This is a genomic window from Sulfitobacter mediterraneus (genome assembly GCF_016801775.1).
GTDB lineage: Bacteria > Pseudomonadota > Alphaproteobacteria > Rhodobacterales > Rhodobacteraceae > Sulfitobacter > Sulfitobacter mediterraneus_A.
Genome location: NZ_CP069004.1, coordinates 3,397,000 through 3,416,657, shown reverse-complemented (window position 1 = coordinate 3,416,657; position 19,658 = coordinate 3,397,000). Strand labels below are relative to the sequence as shown.

The following is a 19,658-nucleotide window of genomic DNA, read 5'->3' as shown; positions in this document are numbered from 1 at the left end:
TCCTATTCGCCGTCCAATGCGCCGTCTTCGGGCAGACCCACCGCCCGTCGTCCGTATTTGTGTTTGATTGAAAAATCGCGGCCCGCGTAATCCACCGCACCGCCTTGCGCGAGCCAAGCGATCGCCTTGGCAACCCATTGCGGCGGGATATGTGCCTCCCACGGGGTTTGGCTGACGGGATTGAGGCCCGATTGCGCGATGGATTTTTGCATGCCTGTCGCGACTGTGCCGGGGCTGAGTCCTACAGCTGTCACGCCCCTATCGCCCCATTCGGCCATCACACTGCGGGTCAGCGACAGCACCGCGGCTTTGGAAGCGCAGTAATGCGACCAACCTTCCAATGCTTTGACCGCCGCGATGGAGCTGATGTTGATCACTGTCCCGCCACCGCTTTGCCCCATCAGGGGCAGGCCTTCGCGCAGCATGTGGTAAACGCCCAGCACGTTCACATTCATGACTTGCGCCCATGCCTGTGGATCGCTGTCTTCGAGGCGGGCAATCGGGTCAATCAACCCGGCATTGTTCACCAGAATGTCCAAGCCGCCAAACCGGTCCTTGCAGGCCGCAATGGCATTGGCCACGTCGGTGGGATTGGCCACGTCGCAGGTCAATGCCTCTGCAGCGCCGCCGTGGTCTTTGATGTCATCTGCCAGCGCGCCGATCTCATCTCCGGATCGGGCCAGCAAGATCACATTTGCCCCCAAATCCGAGAGGTGCAGCGCGGTCTCGGCCCCGATCCCCCGCGATGCCCCGGTGATGATGGCAGTTTTACCCTCGAACTTCATTTTGTGTCTCCCATGCGCTCATTGTTGGCGTCAAAGCGCATCAATGCGCTTGGGGTGTATTCAATGGCTATTCCTGCGCCGACCTCAATCGTTGGCTGGCCGCGCAGCATCAACCGTATCGGTGTGCCACCTTCGGGCGGGTCCAGCGTCACGATTGTCGCCCCGCCCAAAGGCTCCACCATTGAGACCGTTGATCTTAGACCGCTGTCGACACCAATCAGCCGCCCGTCTTCAGGACGCAGGCCGACCCGCTCAACCCCGTCCAGATCTACTCCATTGAGATCAAGTGCCCCGTTTTTGGTAACACCGCTGATGGCATCCACATCGAACAGGTTGATCGCAGGCGCGCCGAGCATAGAAGCAACATAGGTATTAGCAGGCGCATCGTAGATTTCTATCGGAGTGCCAATTTGTTGCACCTGCCCATCGCGCAGGATCGCCATACGGTCGGCGATCGACATCGCCTCTTCCTGATCGTGCGTTACATAGATCAGGGTATGTCCGACCTCGCGTTGAATGCGTTTCAGCTCGATCCGGGTCTCTTCACGCAGACGTGCATCCAAGGCCGAGATCGGATCGTCCATCAGATAGGCCACTGGATCGCGAACCAGCGCACGGGCAATCGCGACCCGCTGTCGTTCGCCCCCCGACAATTGCGCCGGATGTTTGTGCAGGATGTGCGACATATGCAGTTTTTCCGCCACATCGCCCAGCTTGGCCTCGATCTCCGCAGGAGCGGTTTTGCGTTCGACCAGCGGGAAGATCACATTCTCCCGTGCAGTCATATGCGGAAACAAGGCGAGGTTCTGGAACACCATTGCGATGTTTCGTTCTGCCGGCCCGATGTGGGTTACCGGTTTGCCGTCGATCAACACCTCACCACTGTCCGGGGTGTCCAGGCCCAGAATAATCCGAAGGATGGTTGATTTGCCTGACAGAGGCGGCCCAAAGAAGCAGAAGAATTCGTTATCCTCAATATCAAAGGACACATCGTTCAACGCCATGGTGTCGCCAAAGCGTTTGGTTACATTGCGAAAGGAAATACTAGCCATTATGCCACCTGCAGGCTTTCGCCGCTTTGCGCTGCGAAAAGACGGATTGCATTGTCCTGGGGGGCAATGCGGGTTTGATCCCCGACGTTCACAGCAACCTTGTTATCAAAAACCGCCTTTACCGATGCGGCACCCTTGCCCATGTGGACAATTGTCCGCGCGCCGATCCGTTCGACAAAGGTCACAGAGAGGGAGACACCCGCATCATCAAACTGCACGGCCTCGGGGCGGAAGCCGCAGACCACATCGCGGCTTTTTGCGGCGCGACCGGCCTGTGCATCACTACCTTTGAGCGCGATGCTGCCGCCCAGCTCAAGATCGACAAACATATCACCGCCCCGATCTGCCAAGGCGCCCGGCAGCAAGTTCATCCCCGGCGAGCCCAAAAACTGCGCGACAAACAGATTGCGAGGGTTGTTGTAGACATCAATCGGCGTGCCAACTTGTTGCAGGACGCCGTGGTCCATAACCGCAATCCGGTCCGCCATTGTCATGGCCTCAAGCTGATCATGAGTTACGTAAACCATGGTCTGTTTGAATTTGCGCTGCAGCTGCTTGAGCTCTTGACGCATCACCGCGCGGAACGCGGCGTCGACGTTGGACAAGGGTTCATCCAACAAGAATATTGACGGCTCCAGAATAGCGGAACGACCGATGGCCAGACGCTGCAAGATGTTCACTGACAGTCCCGCAGACGGTCTATGCAGGATCGCGGTCAATTCCAGAAACTCCGCGATCTCCTGAACTTTGCGATCCAGTTCAGCCTTGGGGGTGCCGTTCATCCGCAGCCCATAAGCGAGGTTTTCATAGACCGACATATGGGTGAAGATCGCGTAGTTCTGGAATACAAATCCAACGCCGCGCTTTTGCATCGGCACATGGGTGATGTCCCGTTCGCCAAATTTGACCGTACCGTGGGTCGGGGTTTCCATCCCCGCGATGATATTCATCGTGGTGGATTTACCGCAACCCGATGGCCCGAGCAGCGCGAGAAACTCACCATCGCGCACTTCCAAGTTCATGGTTTGGATCGCGGTGAAATCTCCGAATTTCTTGACGATATTAGCAAGGTGGATGCTGGTCATTTGCCTGCCTCCTTGGATTTGGGAAGGAAATACATCGCAGCAACAGCGAGGATCGACAGGGCAATCAGGATCACCAGACCTGCAGCCGCAACATAGCTCCAGGCCAGTTCCAGCGTCATGATCTTATAAAAGAACACCGAAATCGTTTCCGTCGCTGTGCCCGGACCGCCAGCTGTCATGATGAACAGCGTGTCAAAGATCTTGAAAACCTCGATCACGCGGATCGCCAGCGCAATCACGATAATGACTTTGATCTTGGGCAACACAATGGTGCGGAACCGCTGCCACGGGGATGCGCCCAGAAGGGTCGCCGCCGTCAGTTGTTCGCGCGGCACGCCCAAAAGCCCTGCCAAAAGGATCAAGAACATCAGCGGCGTCCACTGCCAGATGTCTGCAATCATAACCGCAAAGATCGCAAGGTCAGGGTCTGTCAGCCAGCGGATACTCACATCAAGCCCGGTCAGCGCAGAGAGCAAACCATTGATTGGACCATCCGATTGGAACAGCAAAAAGAACATATATCCGGCAACCGCAGGTACGATCATCATCGGCACCAGCAGCGTGGAATAGAGCACCTTCTTGCCGCGGAAATCTTGCATGAACAGGGTGGCGAGACCCAGCCCCAACAAGAATTCAACCGGCACTGCGATACCGATCACGATCATTGTGCGCCACAGGGCACCCCAAAATCGCGGATCTGCAAAGAGGTCCGAGTAGTTCCAAAAACCGATCCACAATTCATGCGCCCGGGTCCAAGATCGTCCGGCCAGCGGAGTCCAGTCGGAGAAGCTGAGGTAGAGCTGCATCAGCAGCGGGAAAACCGCGACAAAGAGGATCAGAAGCTGTGCCGGCAGGGTCAACCAAAGTCCAAGCCGGGATTTCGGTGCGTCTTTCGCAGCGTTCGAGGTTTGGGGCGAGGAATGTGTCATTGCTTCAACGCTCCGAATGTCAGGCCACGCACGAGGTGTTTTTGAATCAAGATGCCCATAATCACAGGCGGCACAGCTGCAATCAGACCCAGCGCCGCCTTGGCACCGTAAAGTTGTCCGGTCATCGAAGATGAAAGTGACGCCATGTACACGGGGATCGTGACCCAATCGCGCGTCGTGAGCATCAATGCGATCAGGTAGTCGGACCAGTTCAGGATAAAGACCAGCAACGCGGATGAGGCCAGCGGGCCGCGCATCATTGGCAGGGTCACGCGGGTAAGGACACGAAAGCGCGAACACCCTTCGACCAATGCAGCCTCTTCGATCTCAATCGGCATATCGTCAAAATAGGTTTTCATGAGCCAGAAGGCGAAGGGCAGTGTGACGATGCCGTAGACCAGGCTCAGCCCGTACCACGTGTCGGTAAGTCCTAAGAACGTCCACATCACCATCACCGGGATCATGACCGCGAGGGGGGGGAACAGCCGGAGCTGAATCAATGCCAGCGGCAGGTTCTTACCTGACCCGTAACGCGATACGCCATAGGCCGCGCTCGATCCGACAACCATCGCGATCAAGGTGCCGATTGTCGCCGCCAGCAGGGAGGCCAAAATGGGGCGCCCCGCGGTGCGCTCCAATGTCGACAACAACTCGCTTGAGCTTGCGCCGAAGATATAGCGGAAGTTGTCCAGCGTCGGGTCTTTGGGCCACCATGTCAGGTTGTCGCCACTGGCAGACCATTCGGGAATAGGTTTGAACGCCATCGACATCATCCACAAAACCGGAATGAGCGTGAAGACCAATGCCAGCCCGATGGCAAAAAATCGAAATACGCGGAAGGACAGTGACAACTGCATGCAAAAAGCCCTTTGAGACAGGATCAAAGCACAGGCCAGCCCGCAAAGGCCGGCCTGTAGGATTGTGTTTGTGGATCAGGTAACCGGATCAGTGATCGTCGGCCAAGCCTCGTTGTTAAAGCGGATTGCTTCGAGCAACTTGTCTTCGCCCACGCGGCGGGTGATGCGTTTCCACTGGCGCTCGGTGTCCGCCATTGCCTGCTCGGCGGTTTTTTCACCGGTGAGGGCCGCAACGAGGTTTTCGTCCAGGGCGTTGTGGAAGGCTGTCGCGCCGGGATAGTTAATCGACGGCACTGCACGTTGAATCGATTTGCGGATCGTGTCCACATGGTAGTCGTGATAGGTCCGCTGCACCAACGGATCATCCAGATGCGCGTTCTGCCATGGGTCGAAGTAACCCGCAGGGTTTGCCACCATCCAAGATGAGATTTGCGGCCCGCCCAGCCACTGCAGGAACAGATAGCAGGCTTCGGGATTGTCCGCTTGATTGGATACGGATGCGGCCAGCGAGAACCACAAAAGGGAGCGGCTGATCAGGTCGCCATCGACTTCGCGGCCTGGCGGCGTCCAAGATCCCAGCTTCCCGACAACCTTGGACCCTTCATTTGCCGGATTGTCGAGGAACTTGGGCATATTCGACCATGCGCACGTCATTGCAGAGGTGCCGTTCGCCATAGACCCGTATTGCTCTGGCCAGCTCCAAGAGATCGCATCCGGGGCATGGTGGGCAAGGCTATCGACATATTCTTGCGTGGCCCGTGCGCCAGCTTCGGAGTTGATCAGCATGCTGCCATCGTCGGCAAACAGGAACTGGTTTGGATTGCCCATCGTGGTGTAGCGGCCGTACCAGTTGATATAGCCCCAACCCTGATTGCGCAGATCGGTGCAGCCGTGAATCTCACCATTTGTGTGTTTGGTGAAGAACAGCGCCGTTTCATCAAGTTCGGCATAGGTGGAAGGCAAGGTCAGCTCGCGGCCTGTCGCGGCCTTGTGGGCCTGACGCATCGCGTCATCCTCAAACAGATCTTTGCGATAGATCCATGTGAGGAAGTCACCATCGAGCGAGATACCATAGTAACTGCCCCTATATTTGTTGAGCAAGCTAACGCCTTGCTCACCGCCGACATAGCCGTTTTCAGCAGCCCATTCCGGCTGATGCTTTTCGACAAACTCGTCAAGATTTGCGACGCCGCCGGTTTCGACGATGTCGCCGAGACGGTTAAAGTCAGTGGTGTAGATGTCGTATTCACCAGCGTTGGTTGAGATATCTTGCACCGCCTTGGTAAATTCCTGCCCGGACGGAACCCCGATAATGTCCAGCGTGATACCGCTTTCAGCTTCGAACAGTTCTTTGATGGATGGTGCGCCCTCGGGGAAAGCCTGGGTCAATTGGCCAATGGATCCTTCTGACAGCGCCAGACGAATGCGGGTCGGTGCTGAGTTGGTGCCGGCCATTGCGCGCAACGCCTCCATTGCGCGGCCTTCAGGTGTGTCTGCCCCGTACTGATAGGCTTCGGCGCCCTCGAAGCCTGTTGGCCCACCGATCTTGCCGTTTGCCAAAGCCTCTTGAGCGATGCCCCGGCGCGGCATGATCAACGGCGATGCTAACGCAGCCGAAGTTCCGTAAAGCAGGCCCTTGGTGAACCGGCGGCGGGTCATTCCGTTCTTAAGTGTCATTCTGGTGTCCTCCCGTTTGATGACCTGTGCGCCGCGCATTCCTCCCGCGCACCGCTTGTCATGGAGCGACGCTAACCCACATAAACTGATCACGTCAATAAAATCTTTGATCAAAGATATATAATCGGATTAAATGGGCCTAGCATGACAGCCCAATCACGGCGGTCCGTAATAACAAGGAGTGTGAAAACAATGACAAAAGCTGAGCGAACGGGCACAGAATCACCTGCATCCCCCAAGATCGCAGGACAGGACAAGCGCCGCCCCGTGATCGTGACGGCCGCCCTCACCGGGGCGATTCACACCCCGTCGATGTCGCCGTATCTGCCCGTGACTCCGGAAGAGATTGTCGCTGAGGGTATCCGCGCCGCGCAGGCCGGAGCGGCAGTGCTTCATGTGCATGCCCGCGACCCAGAGACCGGAAAGCCGGATCAAAGCGTGGCCGCTTTTGCCGATATCCTACCAAAGCTGAAGGCACAGACCGATTGCGTGATCAACGTAACCACGGGCGGCTCGCCATTCATGCCTGTGGAAGAACGGGTGCAGCCGGTAGCGCATTATGGCCCGGAACTGGCTTCTCTCAATATGGGATCCATGAACTTTGGTCTGTTTGGGATGCTGGACCGTTACGACACATTCGAACATGCCTGGGAACGCGAGCATCTCGAAAATTCTCGGGATCTGGCTTTCCGTAACACTTTCAAGGAGATCGAATATATTCTCACAACTTGCGGTGCGCGCGGCACGCGGTTTGAATTTGAATGCTACGACATCAGCCATCTTTATACGCTCAAGCACTTCCTTGACCGTGGACTGGTGACGGGGCCGCTTTTTGTACAATCCGTCTTTGGCTTGCTTGGGGGCATCGGCAACCATGCAGAGGATGTGATGATGATGCGCCGCACAGCGGACCGCTTGTTTGGCGATCAATATGTCTGGTCGGTGCTTGGCGCGGGCGCAGCGCAACAAAGGATTGCAGCCAGTTCTGTTGCCATGGGCGGCAATCTGAGGGTTGGCCTCGAAGATTCTCTCTGGAAGGCACCGGGCAAGCTGGCGACAACCAGCGCCGAACAAATTGAATTGGCCAAAGGCACTTTGGCTGCGCAGGGTTGCCGCGTGGCGACTCCTGCGGAAGCTCGCGAAATGCTGGCCCTGAAAGGCAAAGATCAGGTTAATTTTTAATCAAGGCGAAGGAAATCTCAATTGCGGGCGGTTACAGGATGTTGCCGCCCTACCCCGCCTCCAGCTCGTCATTTCGCGCACAAATCGTCGCTGCGGCATCCAACAAATCAGAGCGCAGCGCATCTTTGGCACGTTGTGCATCGCGGGTGCGCAGTCCTTCGATCATTTCCATATGATCGTCATTGCCGCTCATCAAAGCATCCCGAGCAGATCCGCCGTTGAGCATGTTCAACATCGGGCCATACCGCAGCCATGCCAGCTCGATCACATCCATCAGTTGCGGATTGTCAGCAATCGCATAAATGCTGAAATGGAACTGCTGATTGAGACGCAGATAAGCCTTTAGGTTCAATGTCTCGCTCTGCAGCAATTGATCCATCTGGGCCCGAAACGCCGTCAGCGTGGCGATGTCTTCGGCTGTAACTTTCTCCACCGCACATTCGATGGCACGGCCCTCGACCGCCAAGCGCAAATCCATCAGGTCATCCAAACGCTGCGGTGAGAAAGCCACGATTGACGCGGACCGGCGGGGATGACTTTCCAATGCGCCGATGATTGTCAGCTGATTGATCGCCTCGCGCACGGGCATGTGGCTGGTCTTAAAGACCTGCGCAAACTCATCAATGCGGAATTTTTGCCCAGGGGCAAACTCCCCCATCATGATAGCGTCTTTGAGTTCTTGAAAAACGTGCTGCAGGCTGGATTTTGCCTCGAAACTTTTTAACTCTGGCAGTGTGGAGGACATGAAGCACCTTTGATCTTTGATCGCAAGAAAGCCTATTTCAATCGTGCACCCGTGTCACGCGCAAATTGGCAATCTCGGGTTGAACTATATGCTTGTGCCACGTTTCTTCTCATAACGACAGCCCAACATCTGAATGGTTGCGGCATGAATATCGCTCAATTGCAGTTTCACTTGATAGCCTGATCGGGATCGATCCGTTACCAATCAGTCCGCCTCTCAATTGACGACACCTCTTATCCTAGATAAAGAATATCTTGATTGATTCGTAAGGAGATGTCGATGAAACTGAGTGATGGCGTTGAATGGGCGGCCCATTGCGTTTTGCTTTTGGCGGCCTTGCCCGGAGAGGCCCGGCTGTCAGGAGGCGCTTTGGCCGAATTTCACGGTGTGCCCGAGAGCTATCTGCTCAAACACCTGAAGGCGCTTGCCAAGAACGGTATTCTGGCGTCCTTTCCCGGACCGGCTGGAGGATATGGCCTGGCGAAACCGCCACAAGATATTTCATTGCTGGACATTGTTCACGCCGTCGAAGGGACGACCCCCGCTTTTCGCTGCTCAGAAATTCGTCAGCGTGGGCCATGTGCCGTCGACGACCCCAAAGCCTATCCCAAGCCGTGTGGCATCAACCGTGCGATGCTCCGCGCCGAAATGGCCTATCGCGAAGCTCTCCAGACGGAAACCATCAGCGATCTCTTAACCGATTTCGCTGCTTCCGTTGACCCGCGCATTGCAGTCCTGGGCCAAGCCTGGGCCACCCAGAATATAAGGAATGTTGTATAATGAAGGTTTTTGTAACCGGCGGTACCGGCGTGCTTGGCCGTCCCGTCATCCGTGCGCTGGCCCGTTGTGGGCACACGATTATCGCAATGGCCCGCAACCCCGCAAAAATGGAGGCCTTGCGCGCGCTCGGGGCGGAGCCGATCGGTGCCAGCCTCTTTGATCCTTCAAGCCTGCGCGACGGCATGGCAGGCTGCGATGCCGTTCTGCATCTTGCAACGCGCATACCCAAAACATCAGACATGAAATCCGCGACGGCCTGGGCCGACAATGACCGTATCCGGGATGAAGGCACCCGCAACCTTGTGGATGTCGCGCTGGCCAGTGACAGTGTCAAAACCTTCATCTATCCGAGCGTGTTTTTCATGTATGCGGATGGCCGCGACACTTGGCTGAGTGCAAAATCGGCAAAACTCGATCCGCCAACGCCGCTGCGATCCACTTTAACGGCAGAGAACCACGTAGCCCGTTTTGCCGCACACGGCAGTCAAAACCGGGGAATCAATTTGCGGTTTGGCAGTTTCTACGGCCCCAGTTCCCGAGACAGCCAAGAAATGATCGCCATGGCGCGAAAAGGTGTCGTGATGCCCTTGGCCAGCGGCGGCACATACAAGTCAATGATCTGGATCGACGATGCAGCGTCAGCGGTGATCGCCGCACTCAATCATGGCCAATCCGGCACTTTCGATGTGGCCGAGACAGAACCCTTCACACAAGATCAGGCGATCAAAGCGCTGGCCACGGCCGTTGGCCGCCGCGGTTTGTTCAAGCTGCCACGTTTCCTGCTCCGGTTTGCGCTACATTCCGATATGCGCGGTCTTTTGGGCCGCAGCCAACGCATTACCTCGCAGGAATTTTCCGAGATGACGGGCTGGCAAGCTGAGGTGGCCAACCAAACTGAAGGATGGCAACGGATCGCCTAAGCCCCCGCGCCAAAACGCTTTCGTAGTCAAGGCGGGCAAAACTTGGCTTGTCTTCAAAAAATTTCTATCAGACCGGAACCGAACCTTTCATCCCGCGTTATTGTCTGAGACCCCGGCCCGGCACCTCGTTTCTGAATTGCCCAGTCTATTGCCGAGTTGGGGTCTCAAACCCAAAACGCCTGCCACGCCGCTGGCTCTGCTGCCTTAGGTCCGCCGCGCAGCGCCAAGATGAAAGCCCAAAATATGACCAGCACGCTGATGACCCGCCTCGCAATTCTGGGCATCGGGGTTGTGACGGCATTTGCGACTTTAGAATTTGCCCAGGATTTCTTTGCCCCCGTGCTGTCTGCGTTGATCCTTGGGATCGTGCTTTCGCCGCTTGTCCGGTTTTGGGAACGCATTGGCCTTCGTCCGTCATTGTCCGCGTTTGCCACGGTTGCGTTCACGATGATTGCCGTGGTGTGCCTCGTCCTTCTGCTGGAACCCTACGTGGCAGAGGCCATCGCGCGCGCGCCCGTCATATGGATTGAGTTGCGAACCACGATCGAAGGGATCAGGGCGATGATCCTCGGTTTGGATGAAATTGCAGAAGACGTCGTAGCGGCGGTTGACCCAAAAGGCGACAAGGCTCCGCCCCCGGCAGAAGGCATTGATGTGCCTTCAATCACGGATGCCTTGTTTTATGCGCCACAGTTCCTGGCTCAACTGATGATGTTTGTTGGTGTTTTATATTTCTTTTTGCTGACCCGAACAGAGATTTACAGATGGGTCGGTGCCTCTGTTCCTACATTAAACAGGGATGACTTTCTGCATGCAGAACGTCAGGTCTCCCGTTATTTCCTGACCATCACCGCGATCAACGGATCGTTTGGCGTGGCCATTGCTATCGTGATGCAGCTGATCGGCATGCCCGGCGCGGTGTTCTGGGGTGTTTCGGCGTTCTTTCTCAATTACATCCTCTACCTGGGTCCGTTGGCCTTGGGCGCCACGCTGCTGGTGGCGGGTTTGGTCGTGTTCAACGGCGCGGCCAGCTTTGCCCCCGCCGCGATCTATCTGTCTATGAATGCTGTAGAGGGCCAGTTTGTGACCCCAGCTATGGTCGGCAAACGCATGTCGGTGAACACGCTGTTGGTGTTTGTGTCGCTGGTGTTCTGGCTTTGGCTATGGGGGCCGATTGGGGGCGTGATCGCGATCCCGCTGTTGATCTGGATGATCACAATCACCGAACGCGCATTGGGTCAGCCGATCGTGGACGGTATCCCGAACCTGATCCGTACAGATCCCGATCAGAACAAACTCTGAGGGTCGCTCAGAACCATCGCATGTGGGTCGATCTTCGTCGCGATGGCCCCGGCACCTTAGGTTCAGGACCCATTCATCCTTTTTCTCTGGTTTGACAGATTTTGCCTGTGACAAGGCGCTGCTGCGCAGGGACTTTGGTTGAGTTTCAAGCAGCTGCAACGAAGCTCACGGGGAAAATCTGCCAAAACTGAAGGACGGCAAAACCTTTTATTTCAGTGGCGTGAGTCGTTTTTAATGAACCCGTTTGTTGCTACATGTCTCAAGCCACTGAACTTGCACGGTTTTGGCGCCAGAGACACAGGATGAATAGATCCTGAACCTAGAAGTCGCCCGGCTCCAACTCAAAGGTTGCCGCATCAAAACGCACCGTCATCTTATATTGGTCGTCATCGCGCGTAACGTCGATCTCTGCCCCCAATTGGATGGCGAAAGCGGTGATCAGCTTTGACCCCATGCCACTGCTTTTGGGGGCAGGTTTATCTCCGAGGCTGTTGGCAAGAACAAAACGGCATTTGTCATTCGCGTCGCGTGTGAAACTCACAGATATCTTGCTGCGCCCAGCGTCTTTAGCGCCCACATATTTCATCGCGTTGGTTGCCGCCTCCGAGGCCAGCAGGGACATCGGCACAGCCTGATCAGGATAGAGCATGACATCTTCGACCTGTAGCTCGACGTCGATGTCCTTGGCGGCGTCTGTCCCGATTTCAACCGACCTTTCGATGATTTCCCGAACCAGTTCGCCCACATTGACCAACCCGCCGCTGCTGGTCTGGTAAAGGTCGCGGTGAATGGTCGCGAGGCTCAGAACGCGATCCTGCATCCGGCGCAGAATGCGTTTTGTATCGTCATGCTGCGCTTCTCGGATTTGCATGTTCAGGATCGAGGAGATCAGTTGCAGGTTGTTCTTGACCCGATGATGCACCTCTTTAAGCAGGACGTTTTTCTGCCGCACAGAATCTTCCAGCTCCGCCTCGTCGCGCAGGATGGAATGGGCCATGGCGAGGAAGGAATTTTGTATGTTTTGCAGTTCGCTTGGCATCTCGCGGGTGCGTTCGTCCGTCAGCAAGGTACGGTTGTCGGCAAAGCGCATCATCTGTGCGCCAACGCTTCGAATGTGGCGAGACACCAACCGGTGCACCGCAAAAAGCGCCACGGCGAGGCTGATCATCCACATCAAGGCTGGGAACAGGCTGGTGGGGAGGATCTTGCTGATCTGACCGGAAACACCATTGTCTTTGTCCCAAACGCCCAAGGCAAATATTTTTCCTGCCTCGATGGGCACAACTGCATAGATGCGATCCTCACCATAGACACTCTGGCGGGAAAAGGTTTGCGCACTCACGGTGGAAAACTCTGCAAGGTTGATGCCCAAAGGCAAATTCGCAACGGCAGCCTCTGCGCCGTTGCGGGAACTCAGGATTTCGCCGTTTCCGTTAAAGGTCAGTAGATCCAGCAGCGCCTCATTGCCGCTGTCATCGCCCAGAGCGTCCAGGATGGAATGGGGAACGGACACAGTGACAAAACCAGTCAGATCATCCTCGTCAAACACCGGATGGGAAATGTTTATCACCGACCCTTCGCCGTTGGGCCCGTCTATACTGACCTCAATGCGCGGCCTCCCCGTTTCGATGGCTTCGGCAAAGCCGGGGGTGTTGGAATAGTCCAGCTCGACCCCGGATGAAGAACAGTTCATCCGTCCGGAAACCGGTACATAACCGATGAAATTGAAGATCCCGGCGTTTTCCAGAACCTTCGCCAGTCGTTTGGAACATGCTGCCGGATTTTCCAGCATTTGCGGAAGAAACGCACCGACACCAGAGGCGAGACCGAATGCCCGCTGGATGACGATGCGCTCTTCTGCTGCAGCCTGTTCGGTCAAACCCAGCAGGGCCAGTTCCGAATTCTGCTGCGCCTGTTCTGTCACGCTGCGCGTCTGGCTGACAGCAATCATGCCGATTGGCAGCATCGCCAATGACATCATCACCGCCATCCGAAACCGCAGGCTTTTGTACCAGCGCGGTGTTTGATCTTCACTCAGCTTCACTGCGGAACCGTACCTGCACCCGAAATAACTGCCATTGTGGCCGAATCTGTTAATTCCATCGGCCCTTCATCGTCCAGATGCAAAAGTTCCGTAAGCTTGGCGCGGCCACGGTTTGCGCGGCTTTTGACAGTGCCAACGGCCACGCCGCACATATCCGCAGCTTCCTCATAGGAAAACCCGGATGCCCCAACAAGGATCAGCGCCTCGCGCTGTTCGTCTGGCAGCAACTCAAACGCCTGCTTAAAGTCGCTCAACTGCATTCGCCCATCATGATCCGGCTTGACCGAGAGTGTCGCCGTGAACACGCCATCCACATCAGCGACCTCGCGGTTCAGTTTGCGGCGGCTGGAATAATAGGTGTTGCGCAGGATGGTGAACAACCAAGCCCGCATCTTGGTGCCGGGCTTGAACTTATCAATGTTGGTCCAAGCTTTGACAACGGTGTCTTGCACCATGTCATCGGCGGTCGCCCCGTTGCGTGTCAAACTCAGCGCAAAGGCACGCAGGGCCGGCAAATGCTCGACCAATTCATTTCTTGGATCTTCGGACATTAACTGTTGCCCTTCTGCTCAGCATCCTGCGCTTTGAGAACATCAAGAAGATCCTTGAACCGATCAGGGAGCTGCTCCTGCACAAGGTCGGAATAGACCATCTTGAGGTTCTGATCGATCAGGTCTGCTATGCGCTCATCGTCTTTTGATTTGTTATCTGTCATTGCTTCTCGGTCTCTTTTTTTCGAAAAAACTCATCACCCAACGGAACCGAACGCATGATCACCGCGTTTGGTTCCGAAACAAATTGAAAAAAAGGCAAAAAAGAATGTCGGATACACAAGACACTGTGGACCTTTCTGATCAGATCGCACGGGAACTTCCGTACCTCCGCCGCTATGCGCGGGCACTGACCGGGTCTCAGACCAGTGGGGACAATTACGCAATCGCCACGTTGGAGGCGATTCTGGAAGATCGTTCCATTATTCAAGGCGACATGACAACCAAGGTTGGCCTGTTCAAATGTTTTCACGCAATTTGGTCCAGTTCCGGCGCGCCGGTGGTCGAAGACAGTGCCGGTGCGCTTGGCAGGGCCCAAGCACATCTGGCGTCCCTTGCGCCAAACACACGCGAGGCATTGTTGCTGTCCACCGTTGAGGAATTCACCATAGGTCAAGTCGCCGCAATCATGTCTGTCAGCGAGGACGAGGCGCAGCATCTGATCTCGACCGCGCGTTCGGACATGGAAAACAGCGTCTCTGGCCGCATCCTGATCATTGAGGACGAACCGATCATCGCCGCCGATCTCAGTGCGATTGTCAGTGATCTTGGCCATACGGTCACTGGCGTGGGCCGGACCCGCGCAGATGCCGTTGCCAAGGGCAAAGGCGATAAGCCTGATCTCATCCTTGCTGATATTCAGCTGGCCGATAATTCGTCCGGCATTGATGCGGTCAATGATTTGCTGACGGAATTGGGGGACACTCCGGTGATCTTCATCACGGCCTTCCCAGAGCGGCTTCTGACAGGGGACCGCCCCGAACCTGCGTTCTTGATCGCCAAACCGTACAAGGAAGATCAGGTGCAATCTGCGGTGAGCCAGGCGATGTTCTTTGCCTCAACCGAAACACTCAAACGTTGATTTGAACGCGCATCCAAAAAGAAAACCCCGCCTGCACTTCAGGCGGGGTTTTTCGTTGGGTGGTGGCTGTCGCAGCAGGTGCCGGATTTATCCGGACCGTCCTTTGACAGCGCGCGCGATCAACGTGGCGGCAAAAAGTGCCAAAAAGATCAAGAAGAGGATCTGTGCGATACCTGCCGATGCAGTTGCGATACCGCCAAACCCAAAGATGGCCGCGATGATGGCGACCACAAAAAAGATAACTGCCCAAGAAAGCATGTCATGGTCCTTTCGTTAATGTTGGTGCGTCTCGATGTGACGCTGATCTGAGACAACAACGGACTACCCCTTGGACAAGTTCCAAAGAATCTTGGCCAATGTTTTATGGAACTTTTCGCGCAGCCATCTGTTGTGTGGACAGAGACACACGAACAAAAATCAAGGAGTGATATCATGGCACGTGCCAGCACCAACGGTTCCGCAAAAGACGTTTCTGTTGAAGACCTGACCAATCAGATCGAAATCCTGCGCAAGGATTTGAGCGATCTGACCAGCACAATGTCCGACATGGGCAAAGCCAAGAAAGCGCAGCTTGCCGACGCAGCCGCGCAACAAGTCGAAGCGGCCCGCCAAAAAGGCATTGAGACCGCAGATCTGCTGGGCAGCCACGCCCGCGACGTGCACGGTCAGGCCAATGATTTTGTGAAATCGCAACCTGCCACCGCACTTGGTATCGCGGCTGGCGTTGGATTTCTTGTCGGCTTGATGAGCACACGCCGCTAAGATGCTGAGCAAGGTCAAACATTCCGCGGCACGGGCCGCTCGCAAGGCCGGTATGGTCAGTGCGGGCGCCCTGTGCGTCCTTGTAGGCGCTGGTTTTCTGACCGGTGCCAGCTGGATTTTTCTGGCGACTGCCTATGGCACGTTGATTGCGGCGTCGGTCATCGGCGCGGCCTACGCGGGCATCGGGTTGCTCTTGATCGGATTGGCCGGATCGGATGAACCACATCAGGACACCGCGCCAGAGCCGGAGGCGACGCCAGCGCCAGCCTCGTCCGACGCGCCGCCGTTACTGCAGGCATTCTTATTTGGTCTGCAGGCAGGCGCCTCTAGTGATCGGCGCTGACCCGAGAAACTGCGTTCTTAACCATATCCGCTGAAAAAGGTCGCGGCAGGACCACGACATTGGCCGCGGCGTCATACACTGTTTCGGCTGAATCGCTCAGCAGAATACTGCGCTCCGCAAGGTCACATTGGACCAGGACGGCGCTGTTTTCCTCAGGCGTTTCTGACAAGGGTTGCCAAATGATCAAGGACGCCTTGTCCTGACCTTTCGCCGCCTCTTTTGCGTCCTCCGCAGACCGGTAGGTGACAATATGCGCCGCGGGGTCCAAATCCTGCAACGTTTGTGCAAGGTCCAACGCCACGACGACGTCATCCAAAACGATGACTACTTTTCTTCGCATGTGCGTTTCCCCAAAGTGAAACACCAATATAGCGCCACGGAAACACACCGCATTAAACTATGACATAGGAGCAGACATTAAATGGCCCAAAAATGCGAAAATTGCCCACTACGTCAAAAACCTCTATTTCAAGACCTCTCGGCAGAAGAAGTTCGCTTTATGCAGAAATTCAAGGTGGGCGAGCTCGTCGTAGATCCCGGCACGCCAATCTTGATGGAGGGGTCCAACAGTCCACAGCTTTTCACAGCTCTCAGCGGCATGGGACTTCGGTACAACACATTGCCAAATGGCCGCCGGCAAGTGCTGAGCTTTGTGTTTCCGGGTGATTTTATCGGGATGCAGGCGGGCATCATGGGCGAAATGGGTCATTCCGTTGAGGCGACAACGCAAATGACCCTTTGTGTGTTTGATCGATCAGGCATTTGGAACCTGTTTAAATCCCACCCCGAACGCGCGTTTGATCTGACATGGCTTGCGGCCAGCGAGGAACATTTCCTGGGCGAGGCGCTGTCTTCCGTCGGGCAGCGCAGCGCCATTCAAGCCATCGCTTGGGCAAAGGTGCGGGTGTTCCAACGGGGACAGGCATTGGGATTGGTACGCAACGGTGTGATGCCTTTGCCGTTCCGGCAACAGGATCTGGCCGATGCACTGGGGCTTTCGCTTGTGCACACCAATAAGACGCTGGCGGTCCTGCGTGACCGGCAATTGTCATCATGGTCAGACGGCGAGTTGCAGATCAACAACCTCGAAGAGCTGGCACGCATTGCCGAAACTGACACCGAAAAGCTGCCCGCGCGGCCGATTTTGTGACATTCCATGGAACCCCGAAGGCAAGTCGTGCGTTAATTCGCTCAGGCTGAGATATGAAAGACCCCATGATAGCGCCCGAATATATTCACCGTAGCGGCCTCACATGAGCAAACGCGCCCTTGTCGCCAAGCTGATCCAGGATGTCCGCGCCAGCTATTGGTTCTTGCCGGGCTCATTGGTTTGCCTTGCCGCCGTTCTGGCGCAAGGCACCCTGTACCTTGACCAGCATCCCGATCTGTTACCATTCGATTTGCCCAAAGGTTTGCGCGACACCCAAGTGGACGGTGCGCGGTCTTTGATGTCGATCATCTCGCAATCTGTGTTCGGGGTTGCCGGGGTGATGTTCTCCATGACGATTGTGGCTGTATCCTTTGCCTCAGGCAATTTCGGGCCACGGCTGATTGGCAATTTCATGCGCGATCGGGGCAACCAATGGAGCCTTGGCATTCTGGTTGCCACCTTCGTTTACGCCTTGCTTATCACCCGCGCGATCCAAAGCCCGACAGGCGCCGATGCAGATCTGTCCACCGCTCTTTTTGTCCCTTATCTGTCGATTCTCATCGCGCTTGGGCTGACCTTCGTGTCGGTCTTCACGGTTGTCTATTTTGTCCACCACATCCCTGAGACAATCAATGTGTCCAATATCACCGCCGGACTGGGCAAACGCCTGGTCAGGGATATCAAGGCGCTGATTGATGCCCAGTCAGATCGTGATCCCGCCGGGACCTCGCAGCAACCCACCGGTGATCCCGCCATAACCGTCACCCTGGGGCAATCCGGCTACATTCAAACCATGAACAAGGAACAACTGCGTGATCTGGCGCAGGATCATGACCTGTTCATCGATGTTCCCTTGCCCGTGGGCGAATTTGTCACGGAAGACACCGTGGTTCTGCGGATCTGGGGGCCAGACGTACCAGACGAAAGGAAGGAGGAACTGACCTCCTGTTTCGCGCTTGGCCATAGTCCGACGGAAAGTCAAAACCTGATGTTCATTGTTGATCAACTGGTCGAGATGATTGCCCGCGCCATGTCACCGGGGGTCAATGATCCGTTCACCGCTATCAATTGCCTCAACTGGTTGCATTCGGCCTGTGTGGTCGCGGCCAACCACGAGGGTGGCTTGCGCCCTGCGCAAGATGGTCCCGTGAAAACCAAAGCACTGGAATTTGGCGATCTTCTGGAGGCAAGTTTTGGAGTGCCGTGGAAATATATCCATGCCGACCCGCTTTGCGCCCGTCATATGCGGGTGATCTTTGCGCAATTGCCCAGCCAGCTGGAACATCCCGACCATCTGGACAGCTTCCGTGCCTTTATGGATCGGGTAGATCCGGCAATCTGATCTTAACGCAGCCGCGCCTCGGTTTTGGCGTCAAAGAAATATGCGGTGCCGGGCGCAAGGACCACTTCAACTGCAGTGCCTGACCGGATCAATTCATCGCCCTTGGTCTCGACCACGATCCGCTCTGAAGTTGGGGTGTTGAGATAGTCATAGGCCACCCCGCCCAATTGTTCTGAAATATCCACCGTGATCGGGGAACTCGCCGGCTTGATCGTCAAGTCCTGCGGGCGCAGGCCCACGGTGATGTCGCTGCCCTCTGCTGGCAAGGCCACCGATGCGGCGATCACGGCATCATTTAGCGCCGGAATGCGCACCTTGCCGCCCTCCACCACACCGGTCACAAAATTCATGCTGGGCGATCCGATGAACCCCGCGACAAATTTGTTGTCCGGGTTCTGATACAGCTCCATCGGGCTGCCGACCTGTTCGATGCGCCCGGCCCTGAGCACGACGATCTTGTCGGCAAGGGTCATGGCTTCGACCTGATCATGGGTGACATAAATCATCGTCGCGCCGATCTTGTTGTGCAGGCGACTGATCTCCACGCGCATATCAACGCGCAACTCGGCATCGAGATTGGACAGAGGTTCGTCGAACAAAAACACCTCCGGCCCGCGCACAATGGCGCGGCCGATGGCAACGCGCTGGCGTTGTCCACCGGACAGAGCCTTCGGCTTGCGGTCCAGGTAATCGTCCAGTTGCAAAATGCGGCTCGCCTCGGCGACTTTCTTTTCAATCTCGGCTTTGGGCACGTTGTTCATTTTGAGGCCAAAGCCCATATTCTCTTTCACCGTCATATGCGGGTAAAGCGCATAGGTCTGGAACACCATCGCGATGCCCCTGTCCGAGGGATCATCATGGGTCACGTCGCGCCCGCCGATATGGATCTGGCCGCCCGTAGTTTCCTCCAGCCCTGCGATCATCCGCAGCAAGGTGGATTTGCCGCAGCCCGAGGGGCCGACAAAGACGCAGAACTCGCCTTCGTTGATCTCAAGATCGACGCCATGGATCACCTGAACATCACCGTATTTTTTGACGGCCTTGGAAAGTGTAACACCGGACATTTCAGTA

22 protein-coding genes are annotated in these 19,658 nt (G+C 56.1%); 9 read left to right on the top strand and 13 right to left on the bottom strand.

What is annotated here, in order from left to right:
- Positions 1-2 precede the first annotated feature (2 nt).
- The 6 genes from JNX03_RS16870 to JNX03_RS16845 form a co-directional block, all read right to left on the bottom strand.
- Positions 3-785 carry an SDR family oxidoreductase gene (locus JNX03_RS16870; protein ID WP_203210155.1) on the bottom strand — a complete coding sequence of 261 codons (783 nt, stop codon included), beginning with the start codon at positions 783-785 and terminating at the stop codon, positions 3-5.
- On the bottom strand, positions 782-1,837 hold the full coding sequence (locus JNX03_RS16865; protein WP_203210154.1) for an ABC transporter ATP-binding protein: 1,056 nt from the start codon (positions 1,835-1,837) through the stop codon (positions 782-784). Before JNX03_RS16865 ends, JNX03_RS16870 begins: the two co-directional genes overlap by 4 nt.
- On the bottom strand, positions 1,837-2,922 hold the full coding sequence (locus JNX03_RS16860) for an ABC transporter ATP-binding protein (protein ID WP_203210153.1): 1,086 nt from the start codon (positions 2,920-2,922) through the stop codon (positions 1,837-1,839). The genes JNX03_RS16865 and JNX03_RS16860 overlap by 1 nt, the downstream gene beginning before the upstream one ends.
- The gene (locus tag JNX03_RS16855; protein ID WP_203210152.1) at positions 2,919-3,851 is read right to left on the bottom strand and encodes a carbohydrate ABC transporter permease; all 933 of its coding nucleotides are present in this window, start codon (positions 3,849-3,851) and stop codon (positions 2,919-2,921) included. The genes JNX03_RS16860 and JNX03_RS16855 overlap by 4 nt, the downstream gene beginning before the upstream one ends.
- The gene (locus JNX03_RS16850) at positions 3,848-4,708 is read right to left on the bottom strand and encodes a carbohydrate ABC transporter permease (protein ID WP_203210151.1); all 861 of its coding nucleotides are present in this window, start codon (positions 4,706-4,708) and stop codon (positions 3,848-3,850) included. Before JNX03_RS16850 ends, JNX03_RS16855 begins: the two co-directional genes overlap by 4 nt.
- A gap of 75 nt (positions 4,709-4,783) precedes the next feature.
- The gene (locus JNX03_RS16845; protein WP_203210150.1) at positions 4,784-6,385 is read right to left on the bottom strand and encodes an extracellular solute-binding protein; all 1,602 of its coding nucleotides are present in this window, start codon (positions 6,383-6,385) and stop codon (positions 4,784-4,786) included.
- 192 nt (positions 6,386-6,577) lie between these two features.
- On the opposite strand from JNX03_RS16845, the gene JNX03_RS16840 reads away from it, so the two are divergent.
- Positions 6,578-7,567, top strand: coding sequence for a 3-keto-5-aminohexanoate cleavage protein (locus JNX03_RS16840; protein ID WP_203210149.1), 990 nt, complete (start codon positions 6,578-6,580; stop codon positions 7,565-7,567).
- A 49-nt stretch (positions 7,568-7,616) separates the two neighbouring features.
- Here JNX03_RS16840 and JNX03_RS16835 read toward each other — a convergent pair whose 3' ends face one another.
- Positions 7,617-8,312, bottom strand: a complete 696-nt coding sequence (locus JNX03_RS16835) for a GntR family transcriptional regulator (protein ID WP_203210148.1) — start codon at positions 8,310-8,312, stop codon at positions 7,617-7,619.
- 279 nt (positions 8,313-8,591) lie between these two features.
- Between JNX03_RS16835 and JNX03_RS16830 the strand changes: the two genes are divergently transcribed.
- The 3 genes from JNX03_RS16830 to JNX03_RS16820 all read left to right on the top strand — a co-directional run bounded on the left by JNX03_RS16830 (position 8,592) and on the right by JNX03_RS16820 (position 11,314).
- Positions 8,592-9,092 (top strand): RrF2 family transcriptional regulator, encoded by a 501-nt coding sequence (locus tag JNX03_RS16830; protein ID WP_203210147.1) that lies wholly within the window; start codon positions 8,592-8,594, stop codon positions 9,090-9,092.
- On the top strand, positions 9,092-10,012 hold the full coding sequence (locus tag JNX03_RS16825) for an NAD-dependent epimerase/dehydratase family protein (protein ID WP_203210146.1): 921 nt from the start codon (positions 9,092-9,094) through the stop codon (positions 10,010-10,012). Before JNX03_RS16830 ends, JNX03_RS16825 begins: the two co-directional genes overlap by 1 nt.
- A 243-nt stretch (positions 10,013-10,255) precedes the next feature.
- The gene (locus JNX03_RS16820) at positions 10,256-11,314 is read left to right on the top strand and encodes an AI-2E family transporter (protein WP_203210145.1); all 1,059 of its coding nucleotides are present in this window, start codon (positions 10,256-10,258) and stop codon (positions 11,312-11,314) included.
- A 319-nt stretch (positions 11,315-11,633) separates the two neighbouring features.
- Here the strand turns inward: JNX03_RS16820 and JNX03_RS16815 are convergent, their stop codons facing one another.
- The 3 genes from JNX03_RS16815 to JNX03_RS16805 are packed head-to-tail and all read right to left on the bottom strand — an operon-like array spanning position 11,634 to position 14,073.
- A complete protein-coding gene (locus JNX03_RS16815; protein WP_203210144.1) occupies positions 11,634-13,358 on the bottom strand; it encodes a sensor histidine kinase in 1,725 nt (574 codons plus the stop codon).
- Positions 13,355-13,909 carry an RNA polymerase sigma factor gene (locus JNX03_RS16810; protein ID WP_203210143.1) on the bottom strand — a complete coding sequence of 185 codons (555 nt, stop codon included), beginning with the start codon at positions 13,907-13,909 and terminating at the stop codon, positions 13,355-13,357. The genes JNX03_RS16815 and JNX03_RS16810 overlap by 4 nt, the downstream gene beginning before the upstream one ends.
- A complete protein-coding gene (locus JNX03_RS16805) occupies positions 13,909-14,073 on the bottom strand; it encodes a NepR family anti-sigma factor (protein ID WP_160168848.1) in 165 nt (54 codons plus the stop codon). Before JNX03_RS16805 ends, JNX03_RS16810 begins: the two co-directional genes overlap by 1 nt.
- A gap of 104 nt (positions 14,074-14,177) precedes the next feature.
- Between JNX03_RS16805 and JNX03_RS16800 the strand changes: the two genes are divergently transcribed.
- Complete coding sequence (locus tag JNX03_RS16800) at positions 14,178-14,990, top strand: response regulator (RefSeq protein WP_203210142.1); 813 nt, start codon at positions 14,178-14,180, stop codon at positions 14,988-14,990.
- Between the two features lie 87 nt (positions 14,991-15,077).
- Here JNX03_RS16800 and JNX03_RS16795 read toward each other — a convergent pair whose 3' ends face one another.
- Positions 15,078-15,248: a DUF1328 domain-containing protein gene (locus JNX03_RS16795; RefSeq protein ID WP_203210141.1), complete on the bottom strand. Its 171-nt coding sequence runs from the start codon at positions 15,246-15,248 to the stop codon at positions 15,078-15,080.
- 174 nt (positions 15,249-15,422) lie between these two features.
- On the opposite strand from JNX03_RS16795, the gene JNX03_RS16790 reads away from it, so the two are divergent.
- Together JNX03_RS16790 and JNX03_RS16785 are read left to right on the top strand one after the other, a co-directional pair.
- Positions 15,423-15,752 carry a DUF883 family protein gene (locus JNX03_RS16790; protein WP_203210140.1) on the top strand — a complete coding sequence of 110 codons (330 nt, stop codon included), beginning with the start codon at positions 15,423-15,425 and terminating at the stop codon, positions 15,750-15,752.
- 1 nt (position 15,753) lies between these two features.
- Complete coding sequence (locus JNX03_RS16785) at positions 15,754-16,095, top strand: phage holin family protein (RefSeq protein ID WP_203210139.1); 342 nt, start codon at positions 15,754-15,756, stop codon at positions 16,093-16,095.
- Here the strand turns inward: JNX03_RS16785 and JNX03_RS16780 are convergent.
- Positions 16,079-16,435, bottom strand: coding sequence for a hypothetical protein (locus JNX03_RS16780; RefSeq protein WP_203210138.1), 357 nt, complete (start codon positions 16,433-16,435; stop codon positions 16,079-16,081). The two genes, JNX03_RS16785 and JNX03_RS16780, sit on opposite strands and share 17 nt — an antisense overlap.
- Before the next feature lie 81 nt (positions 16,436-16,516).
- On the opposite strand from JNX03_RS16780, the gene JNX03_RS16775 reads away from it, so the two are divergent.
- Positions 16,517-17,245: a Crp/Fnr family transcriptional regulator gene (locus tag JNX03_RS16775; RefSeq protein WP_203210137.1), complete on the top strand. Its 729-nt coding sequence runs from the start codon at positions 16,517-16,519 to the stop codon at positions 17,243-17,245.
- Positions 17,246-17,348: 103 nt separating this feature from the next.
- Positions 17,349-18,587 carry a DUF2254 domain-containing protein gene (locus JNX03_RS16770; protein ID WP_203210136.1) on the top strand — a complete coding sequence of 413 codons (1,239 nt, stop codon included), beginning with the start codon at positions 17,349-17,351 and terminating at the stop codon, positions 18,585-18,587.
- A 2-nt stretch (positions 18,588-18,589) separates the two neighbouring features.
- On the opposite strand, the gene JNX03_RS16765 is transcribed toward JNX03_RS16770, so the two are convergent.
- Positions 18,590-19,651, bottom strand: a complete 1,062-nt coding sequence (locus JNX03_RS16765) for an ABC transporter ATP-binding protein (RefSeq protein ID WP_203210135.1) — start codon at positions 19,649-19,651, stop codon at positions 18,590-18,592.
- Positions 19,652-19,658 lie beyond the last annotated feature (7 nt).